Source organism: Flavobacterium sp., assembly GCF_021151785.1.
Taxonomy (GTDB): Bacteria; Bacteroidota; Bacteroidia; order Flavobacteriales; family Flavobacteriaceae; genus Flavobacterium.
Genome location: NZ_JAGKWP010000082.1, coordinates 1 through 10,016, shown reverse-complemented (window position 1 = coordinate 10,016; position 10,016 = coordinate 1). Strand labels below are relative to the sequence as shown.

General features: G+C 32.6%; 8 protein-coding genes. 2 read left to right on the top strand and 6 right to left on the bottom strand.

Annotated elements, in window-relative coordinates; all coding sequences use genetic code 11:
• From QZ824_RS08885 to QZ824_RS08875, 3 genes are all read right to left on the bottom strand, one after another.
• On the bottom strand, positions 1-219 hold a 219-nt coding region (locus QZ824_RS08885; RefSeq protein ID WP_291275667.1), incomplete at its 3' end, for a hypothetical protein.
• Between the two features lie 139 nt (positions 220-358).
• A complete protein-coding gene (gene dnaK / locus QZ824_RS08880; RefSeq protein WP_291275666.1) occupies positions 359-2,245 on the bottom strand; it encodes a molecular chaperone DnaK in 1,887 nt (628 codons plus the stop codon).
• Positions 2,246-2,561: 316 nt separating this feature from the next.
• Entirely contained in the window at positions 2,562-3,443 is an 882-nt protein-coding gene (locus QZ824_RS08875) for an EamA family transporter (RefSeq protein ID WP_291275665.1), read from the bottom strand.
• 119 nt (positions 3,444-3,562) lie between these two features.
• Between QZ824_RS08875 and QZ824_RS08870 the strand changes: the two genes are divergently transcribed.
• Positions 3,563-4,858: a DEAD/DEAH box helicase gene (locus QZ824_RS08870; RefSeq protein ID WP_291275664.1), complete on the top strand. Its 1,296-nt coding sequence runs from the start codon at positions 3,563-3,565 to the stop codon at positions 4,856-4,858.
• 239 nt (positions 4,859-5,097) lie between these two features.
• Positions 5,098-6,513, top strand: coding sequence for an L-serine ammonia-lyase (locus QZ824_RS08865; protein ID WP_291275663.1), 1,416 nt, complete (start codon positions 5,098-5,100; stop codon positions 6,511-6,513).
• On the opposite strand, the gene QZ824_RS08860 is transcribed toward QZ824_RS08865, so the two are convergent.
• The 3 genes from QZ824_RS08860 to QZ824_RS08850 all read right to left on the bottom strand — a co-directional run.
• Positions 6,510-7,553, bottom strand: a complete 1,044-nt coding sequence (locus QZ824_RS08860) for a DUF389 domain-containing protein (protein ID WP_291275662.1) — start codon at positions 7,551-7,553, stop codon at positions 6,510-6,512. The genes QZ824_RS08865 and QZ824_RS08860 overlap by 4 nt on opposite strands.
• Before the next feature lie 2 nt (positions 7,554-7,555).
• Positions 7,556-8,614 carry an outer membrane beta-barrel protein gene (locus QZ824_RS08855; RefSeq protein ID WP_291275661.1) on the bottom strand — a complete coding sequence of 353 codons (1,059 nt, stop codon included), beginning with the start codon at positions 8,612-8,614 and terminating at the stop codon, positions 7,556-7,558.
• 89 nt (positions 8,615-8,703) lie between these two features.
• Positions 8,704-10,016: outer membrane beta-barrel protein (locus tag QZ824_RS08850; RefSeq protein ID WP_291275660.1), on the bottom strand; the 1,313-nt coding region annotated here is incomplete at its 5' end.

Sequence of the window (10,016 nt, the reverse complement as noted above, 5' to 3'; positions counted from 1 at the left end):
AATCAACTCTTTTAAAATGACATTTTCTTTTTTACCTGCATTCTCAATACTAATTACCAATTTCTGTTTACCTTGTTCAGTAATAATCTCTGCTTTTAAGTTTTCAAACGTTGCCAAAGTAGAAGTAATTGTAGAAGAGCCCGACTTAGTTTTTGCTTTCTGAGCAAATATTGAAGTAGGAATCAAAGTTAAAAGTAACGCAATTAGTAGGCTTTTCATGTTTTTTTTAGTTAGAAATTGGTTTCTCAATATACAAATTATTTTAAAATAAAAAAACCGAGTTATTTTTTTAACTCGGTTTTTTCTTATTTTAGTTTATATAAACACTAGTTTATAAAACTTTTATGTGATATTTAAATTATTTTACTTCTTCAAAATCAACATCTTGTGTAGAATCACCACCTTCATTAGTTGGTTCTGCTTGAGGAGCACCTTGACCTTCAGCTTGTGCTTTGTACATTTCTTCAGAAGCAGCTTTCCAAGCTTCATTGATTTTATCTAATGCTGGTTGAATTGTAGCCACATCTTTTGTTTCGTAAGCTTTTTTCAATTCTTCTAAAGCAGCAGAAATATTTGATTTATTACCTTCTGATAATTTATCACCAAATTCAGATAATTGTTTTTCAGTTTGGAAAATCATGCTATCCGCTTCATTTAATTTAGAAGCTTTTTCCATAGCGGCTTTATCTGCTTCAGCATTCATCTCAGCTTCTTTTCTCATTTTTTCGATTTCTTCTTGTGTTAATCCAGAAGAAGCTTCAATTCTAATGTCATGAGATTTTCCAGTACCTTTATCTGTTGCAGAAACTTTAATGATTCCGTTAGCATCAATATCAAAAGTAACTTCAATTTGAGGAACTCCTCTTTGTGCTGGTGGAATGCCATCTAAATGGAAACGTCCAATTGTTTTATTGTCATTTGCCATAGGACGTTCTCCTTGTAACACGTGGATTTCTACTGATGGCTGGTTATCTGCAGCGGTTGAGAATACTTGTGATTTCTTTGTTGGAATCGTTGTATTAGCTTCAATTAACTTAGTCATAACACCACCCATAGTTTCAATTCCTAAAGATAATGGAGTCACGTCTAATAATAATACATCTTTTACATCTCCTGTTAAAACTCCTCCTTGAATAGCAGCTCCAATAGCAACTACTTCATCAGGATTAACTCCTTTTGACGGTTTTTTTCCAAAGAATTTCTCAACTTCTTCCTGAATAACTGGAATACGTGTAGATCCACCTACTAAGATTACTTCATCAATATCAGAAGTTGATAATCCAGCATCTTTCAATGCTTTAGCTACTGGGTCCATAGAGCGTTTTACTAATTCATGAGCTAATTGCTCAAATTTTGAACGTGTTAATGTTTGTACCAAGTGTTTTGGCCCAGAAGCTGTTGCTGTTACATAAGGTAAGTTAATTTCTGTTTGAGCAGAAGAGGATAACTCAATTTTTGCTTTTTCAGCAGCTTCTTTTAAACGTTGTAAAGCCATAGGGTCTTTACGTAAATCTACACCTTCAGCAGCGTTGAATTCATTCGCTAACCAATCAATAATCACTTGGTCAAAATCATCACCTCCTAAGTGTGTATCTCCATTAGTAGATAATACTTCAAATACACCGTCACCTAATTCTAAGATAGAGATGTCAAATGTTCCTCCACCTAAGTCATAAACCGCGATTTTTTGATCTTTTCCTGCTTTATCTAAACCATAAGCTAATGCAGCAGCTGTAGGTTCATTGATGATACGCATCACTTCTAAACCTGCAATTTGTCCCGCTTCTTTGGTAGCTTGACGTTGTGCATCGTTAAAGTAAGCTGGTACGGTAATAACTGCTTGAGTTACTGTCGTTCCTAAATAATCTTCAGCGGTTTTCTTCATTTTTTGAAGTGTCATTGCTGATAATTCCTGTGGTGTATATAAACGACCATCGATATCTACTCTTGGTGTATCGTTGTCACCTTTTACCACTTTATAGGCTACAGTTGAAGCTTCTTTTGAACTTTCTGAGTATTTGTTACCCATAAATCGTTTAATAGAAGCAATTGTTTTTGTTGGGTTAGTCACTGCTTGTCTTTTTGCAGGATCTCCCACTTTAATTTCACCACCTTCAACAAATGCGATTACTGATGGTGTTGTACGTTTTCCTTCTGCGTTAGCAATTACTACTGGTTCTCCACCTTCCATTACTGCCACACATGAGTTGGTTGTACCTAAGTCAATTCCAATAATTTTACTCATAATATTTTCTCCTTTTTAATGCTTTTTAATAGTTCCTCTAGGAGTGAACTGTGCGTTGCACGATTCGAAATAGTCAATTCTTATGCCAACTCATTTTTTGAATTAATTTGTCAGTTTTTTTATTTACGAATTTATTTTAGACTGACAAACTGACATTTATAGCTTTTTGTGGCAGAAATTATCCTTTAAAAAGTGTCAATAAATTGTAGAATAGAAAAGTAACCTTTAATGGAGGCAATGAAAATAGTCTAGTGTTAATAATTAAATTAGAAAAAATTCTATTTTAATTCAATATAAAATGTTGTAAAACAATTCTTTAGCTTGTTGTTTTTTTCTTTATGTTGAAAACTACTATTGATAAAGCAATAAGGCCATAAGCTATTAATTGTGTTATTTGTACATTCTCTTTAAAATAGAAAAGAGCTAATATGAAATGAATCAATGGGTTAGTATACATCAGAATTCCAACGGCAGAAGAATTCATTCCTTTTAATGCATACAAATTTAAATATAGAGGGATAATGGTAAATAAAATGACAATTAATGCCATCATATTGTAAAATAAACTAGCTGTTGGGATGGGACCAGCATATTTTGGAAAAAAAGGAAACAAAACAAAGGAGGCAATTACCAATTGAATGGTTAAAATAATGAACTTATCAAAGTTGCCATTTTTACGTTGGGATATTAAATATAAGGCAAAAGATGTGGCAATGATTAGACTGTAAATCAAATCTTGTACATGACCATAGGCAAGTAGAATACAACTAATTATACATAGCAAAACAGCTATCCATTGCCATTGGTTTAATCGTTCTTTCAAAAGAAAAAAGGCTAGTACAGTGGTTATAATAGGACAAATTAAATAGGCAAAGGAAGCCGATTGTAAACTTACATGATTTACGGCATACATGAATAAAAACCAATTTAATACTAGTAAAAATCCGCCACCAATAGTCAATGTTAAAAACTGTTTTTTTTCTTTTTTACTGAAGGTCAAGAAGGTATTCCAGCTGTTTTTTACAATGTCTTTTCTAAGAGTTACATTTAGTAGTAACAATAAAATTGTAGAAAAAAAGACTCTATAAAACAAGATGTCTATCGAAGGATAGTTATGCAATGGTTTTAAGGCTAAACTAAAAAATCCCCATATGATAAAGGAGAATAAGGCGTAAAAAAAGTATTTATTAAGTGGCATAGTAATTTTTTTCAAAGATAAGAATTAATACTTCTAACATTAGGGATGTTACTACGCTAATCTTATGTTAAAACCAACCAACAAAAAAATAGACTATCTTTGCCAAACAAATTTAATATATGACATTCGAAGATTTAAAATTACACCGTAATATTACTGAAGTACTTAAGGAAGAAAATTATGTAGCACCCACACCTATTCAACAACAAGCGATTCCGATCATATTAGAAGAACATGATTTAGTTGGTTGTGCACAAACAGGTACGGGTAAAACAGCTGCATTTGCTATTCCTATTCTCAATTATTTACATCCTATAATTGGCTCAAAAAATAAAAGAAAAGTAATTCGAACGTTAGTATTGGCACCAACTCGTGAATTAGCGCATCAAATTTTAGATAGTTTTGAGACCTATGGTCGCTATATGAATACGAAAGCAATGGTGATTTATGGTGGTGTCAATCAGGTTCCGCAAGTAAATAAAATTAAAGAAGGAGTAGATATTTTGATTGCTACACCAGGACGATTATTGGATTTACACAAACAAGGGTTTATTGATTTGAATCATTTACATCATTTAGTGATTGATGAAGCAGATCAAATGTTAGATATGGGCTTTATCAATGATGTAAAAAAAATCATAAAATTAACTCCGGATAATAGACAAACATTATTGTTTTCGGCTACTATGCCTGCTGCAATTAGAGAATTAGCAGACCAATTTTTGAAACAGCCAAAATTTGTTTCGGTTACTCCTGTTTCAAGTACAGCTGAAAAAATAAATCAAAAAGTATACATGGTTCAAAAAGAAGACAAAAGAAAATTATTGATTCATTTGCTTCAAGAAGAAAAGTTGACCAATGTGTTAGTTTTTGTTCGTACCAAACATAGTGCAGATAACGTGGTTAAAGCATTGAAAAAAAATGAAATTAAAGCAGAAGCCATACATGGGGATAAATCGCAATCTGCTCGTTTACGTGTATTGGATGAGTTTAAAACTAAGCAAATTGGAGTACTCGTAGCTACTGATATTGCTGCTAGAGGTATTGATATTGACTTACTTCCTTTTGTTATTAATTTTGATATACCTAATATTCCTGAAACTTATGTGCACCGTATTGGTCGTACTGGTAGAGCAGGAAATGAAGGATTAGCTATTTCGTTTTGTGGTAAAGATGAATTGGCATATTGGAAAGATATTGAGAAATTAACCCGCCAACAAATCAAAGTGGTAAAAGATAATCCGTTTCCATTCAGAGAATATACAGAAGAAGAAAAAACAGCTAAGCAAAACGACCGAAGAAATCCAAAAAAACAAAATTCTGGACAAAAACCAGCGGGTACAAGCAATGCTAAAAAACCTTCTAATTCCAAAAAGTCCGATGCGGCTAAGAAGAATAAAAAGCGTTGGTATTAGTGGCATAAATGTAGGTGAATTAAAGTCACAAGGAAATACTGTTCAATAAAATATAGTATTAACAAGAAAGAATCTTTTCTAATTTTGATTAGATTCTTTTTTATTTTTTTAGATACCGGTGGAATGAAAAAATACATTTAATATTGAAACTTTTTGTAGCACAATAAATAAAAATTTCACCTCTAAATTCTAAATTCTAAATTCTAAATTTTACCTTTGCTACTATAACGATTTAGTATATGGAATGTATTTCAGTTTTTGATATGTTGAAAATAGGGGTGGGACCTTCAAGTTCGCATACCCTAGGGCCTTGGCGTGCTGCAGAAAAATTTTTAGCCGAATTGAGAAATCAAAATCAAATGGATAATATCAATCGGGTAAAAGTAGATTTGTTTGGTTCATTGTCATTGACAGGGAAGGGCCACGCAACTGATTTAGCTGTAATGCTAGGTTTAAGTGGTGCCGATCCAGAATACATCCCAGTGGAAAGTATAGATGTGATTATTTCTGCAATCAATAATAAAAACGAAATTTTCTTAGGAAACGAAATTTTAATTCCGTTTCATGTAAATACAGACATCGTATTCAATCGTAATTTTTTACCTTTTCATGCCAATGGATTAACATTTACGGCTTATACAGACAAAGGAGAATATACTTCTACTTTTTATTCTATTGGAGGTGGATTCGTGGTAAAAGAAAAAGAAGATAATCATAAAAGTGATATTAAATGTGCTTTTCCTTTCCCAATTGATAAAGCCACAGAATTATTGGAATATTGTCAAAAAGAAAACAAAAAGATTTCAGAAATTGTTTATGAAAATGAAAAATCCATGCGTTCTGAAGAAGGAATTCATAACGAGTTACTTCGTATTTGGGATACTATGTTGGAATGTATGTATATTGGTTGTCATACTGAAGGAACGTTGCCAGGAGGTTTAAATGTAAGACGTCGTGCTTATGATATGCATAAAAACTTAATTGGTGTATTGCCGTATGATAACCCCTATTCTTGGTTGCAAATTATTCGTCAGACGGAAGTGAAATTTAGACAAATTTTGAAATGGGTTTCTTGTTTTGCATTGGCTGTGAATGAAGTAAATGCGTCTTTAGGTCGTGTGGTTACGGCGCCTACAAACGGAAGTGCAGGGGTAATTCCTGCTGTGCTAATGTACTATATGGTTATTGAAAACCACGAAGCAAACGAAAATCAAATTAAACAATTTTTGATGGTGGCTGGTGAAATTGGCAGTATCTTTAAAAAAGGCGCGACTATTTCAGCGGCTATGGGTGGTTGTCAGGCTGAAATTGGAGTTTCAAGTGCAATGGCTGCAGGTGCTTTATGTGAATTGATGGGCGGAACACCAGAACAAGTTTTGATGGCGGCAGAAATTGCCATGGAACATCACTTGGGCTTAACTTGTGATCCTATTGGAGGATTGGTACAAGTGCCTTGTATTGAACGTAATACGATGGGCGCAATCAAAGCGATTAATGCGGCGGAATTGGCCTTAGAGACCGATGCTAAAAACGCTAAAGTGCCTCTAGATAAAGTGGTAAATACCATGTGGGAAACGGCAAAGGATATGAATAATAAATACAAAGAAACTTCTGAAGGTGGTTTAGCCGTAGCGGTTGGGTTGGCAGATTGTTAATTTTTTGCCTTTTTCAATTGTTTGATTTCCACTTGTAATTTCTTGATTTCTTTTACCAAGTCCAGATTTTCTTCTATGTTTTGATGAACCACAACATCATGACATTTGAGGTTGTTTTGCATAAAATATTGGGTTATTTGAGCATCTATACTGCTGTTGAATGAAGTTGTTGAAACATCTAGTTCAATTATTTTATTTTTTGAATCAATAGAATAATTAATGACATGAAAATGCGGCTCAATTTTATCGTTTATCACTCGTTCTACACGGTATTGAAACATATTTTGAATGGCTAATTCATAGGCAAAGTAAAGCGCTGGAAGAAGTGTGAGTAAACCAAGAACCACAAACCATCCGTTGACACTTTTAATGGTTCTGTCAGACTGTTGTTTAAATTTTAAATATTTAGTCATCATTAAGGTTCCTAAACCAATAAAAATGGAATTGATGGAATAGGTATACAGACCCCCTAGTAAATATTCTATATTACAATTGGCAATACCAAATCCTGCTGTACATAACGGTGGAATACAAGATGTTGCCACAGCCACAGCAATAATAACTTGTGTGCCGCTTTCTCTTGAAATAGCAAGCATAGCAGCTAATCCGCCAATAAATGCTAATAATACATCGAAAAAAGTAGGCTTAGAAAAACTAATTAGTTCTTCCGTTTCTATAGAATAGGGATTAACTACATAATATAAAGTAGAAAAGAAAACACTGACAATGATAATTTTAATGGCATTTTGCAAACTGTTTCTGAATAAGACAACATCAGAGGTTCCTACTGAAAAACCAATACCAAAAATAGGTCCCATTACAGGCGAAAGTATCATAGCGCCAATAACGGCACTTTTTGAATTAATATTCAAACCAATACAGGCAATTAAAATAGCAAATGCTAAAAGCCATAAATTTTTACCTTTAAATTCAACACCTTCTTTGATTTCAAAATAGGTTTGTTCTTCAGCTTCTTGAGAAGATTTTAGGTCAAATAATTGTCGGATGTAACGTTTAAATAGGGCTATTTTAGCAATCATAGTTAGAATTCAAAACTCAAACTCGAAGTTACAGAAAAATTATCTTTTTGTGTATTTTCATCAAAAATATTTTGGGTAGCGTGGTACCATTTACCTTCCGTTCTCAATTTAAATTTAGAATTCACTAGAAAATCAAAATTTATTGAATTACCAATAGTCTTAAAGGGTAAGTTATAGCTTGTAAGTAGTACATTTTGAGTGTCTTGATAATATTCTATCCGATGTGCTATTTGCCATTTGGAATGAATAGCGTATTGGTTAATTAGTACTGGACTAAACCAATTGATTAATTTTGTACCATTGGGAGCTACATCTTGTAATCCATAATCAAATCCGATAACAGCATGCCACTTGGGATGCCATTTGCTGTCCCAATAGAAATTACTGAAATAGCGAAAGCCTAAATCGGTTCCATAATACTCTTTTCCTATGAAAGTACTCCAATTTAAAAGGTTGTTTTCATTAGGTTTGTATACAATTTGCGTTCCAAATGCTGGTGGAAAAGAAGCAGCAACTTTTTCAATATGCTGCCAGCCGTTAGTAATTAAACCTGCAATACTCCATTGATTATTGAGTTGATGATTTAATTTAACACCGGTCATGTAATAGGGAGAGTTTTCCGCTAAAATAGAACGTGTTAAAGTCAGATTGCTGTGGGTTGTAGCCGATTCAAATCCAATATAACTAGGTAGAATTCCGGCTTCAATTGTCGTTTTTTTGCTCTTGTTTAAGTAGAAACCAACAAAAGCTTCATTAATATATTTAATGGATTCTGCGGCATAATTGTCTTCTACATAAGTACCAGCATGAACGGATAATTTTGCATACACATTCTCATAGCTAATATTGGCTCTTAATAAAGCAATATTTAAATTAAAACTGTTTTGTCTGTTGTAATTGTATTGAAAAGGTTGTTTGTATTTCGTCTCTGGTTGGTCAAAATCATAAGAATAATAAGTGTCAATGTATCCAGAAAAATCAATTGCAACTTTAGAGATACTGTCTTGTGCGTTTGAAAATACAATTTGTAACAAAAATAAAAAGACTGTAAATTTCTTCATTAATTTTTTTTCAAATGTAGTGTATTATCAAATACAAAAAAAAGACATAAATCATGAGAAATATGTCTTTTTTTCAAATGGGTTAAAAATTATAATCTGAAATTGACAGCAACTATAACTCGATTCTCTGATTTTTTTAAATCTGCTTTCCAGTTGGGGTCTAAACTATCATTTGAAAATCCAGTTTGTGAAGTTGTTCCTCCGGGCCCTGTGAAATAGGGAATATTAGCATTTCTGTAAGCATATTCGATTCGGAATGTAACAATATCATTAGGCATAAAATCAAAAGTGGTACTCAATTGACACATTTTTAAATCTTTTCCTTCTGATAAGGCTGTTTCATAATCATTAGGAATTAATCCTGATTGAGCAGGAGTAAATGCTAAATATCCGCCTGGATTAGTTACATAATCAACTCTTGTTGTCCAGCCAATTTTATTTTGATTAAACCATAAACGATTCACAAGAGAGGACCCCATCATATAATTGTCTTTTGATTTTAAGCCATCTCCTTGTTGAAATCCATAATGATTATTTAAACTAAATGCAGCCTGTGAAATACCTTTTTGATTAGATGTTTTTTTTATATATCTGTAAACAATACTATTATCATGGTGAAAACGCATAATATTCGATAATTCAGGAGAACCACTTTTACTGTCTTTTCCATAATAAAAATTTGCTACTAACTGAATGTTTTCATTAGGTCTCAAATAATTTGAATTACCTATTCCAGGATTTTTATTCCAACTGTTATAGGATTGCCAACCATTTAATAGCCAAAGTTCTGTTTTGTAGTTTTTTGTTGGATAATATTGTACTCTTGCACCTTGAAAATAAAACGGAGTAAAATCGCAAACCATACTTCTTTGATAGCTCCAGTTTTCTTGTGTTAAATAGCTTTCCAATCCAATATAACTCATAAAAATACCCATTTCTACATTTAATCCGTAATTAACATTAAAATGATAACCTGCTGCAGCTTCACGAATAAACTTTAAATTTCCGGTACTTGTATTTCTACCTCTACTAATAGAACCATCTGTCTCCTGAATGATATTTAACATACTACCTGTTTGCAACCATAAACGACCAATTGTATTCTTATAGTTTGATTCAATGCCAATACTAGCTAGTGCCAAACTAAATTCATTACTTCGTGCGGTTACTGCAGATATGGTTTGTGTGTTGTCTTTAGGATGAGCAAAATTATAGTTAAAATGACCGTCTAAATAAACAACACCTGTTAAAATAGTTTCTCCATTTTTATCTTTTAATTGCAGTGGAAAATCTTTTTGTCTGTTTTGTCCATTTATCCAAGTTAAATTATAGTTCTCAAAAGGTGTTCTTATTTTTAACGAGTCATTTTGAGACCAAATTAATTGCGTAAAAAGTATAGTAA

Coding starts and splice junctions, on each gene's coding strand:
- dnaK (WP_291275666.1), bottom strand. CDS start 2,245: ATGAGTAAAATTATTGGAATTGACTTAGGTACAACCAACTCATGTGTG.
- QZ824_RS08875 (WP_291275665.1), bottom strand. CDS start 3,443: ATGCCACTTAATAAATACTTTTTTTACGCCTTATTCTCCTTTATCATA.
- QZ824_RS08870 (WP_291275664.1), top strand. CDS start 3,563: ATGACATTCGAAGATTTAAAATTACACCGTAATATTACTGAAGTACTT.
- QZ824_RS08865 (WP_291275663.1), top strand. CDS start 5,098: ATGGAATGTATTTCAGTTTTTGATATGTTGAAAATAGGGGTGGGACCT.
- QZ824_RS08860 (WP_291275662.1), bottom strand. CDS start 7,553: ATGATTGCTAAAATAGCCCTATTTAAACGTTACATCCGACAATTATTT.
- QZ824_RS08855 (WP_291275661.1), bottom strand. CDS start 8,614: ATGAAGAAATTTACAGTCTTTTTATTTTTGTTACAAATTGTATTTTCA.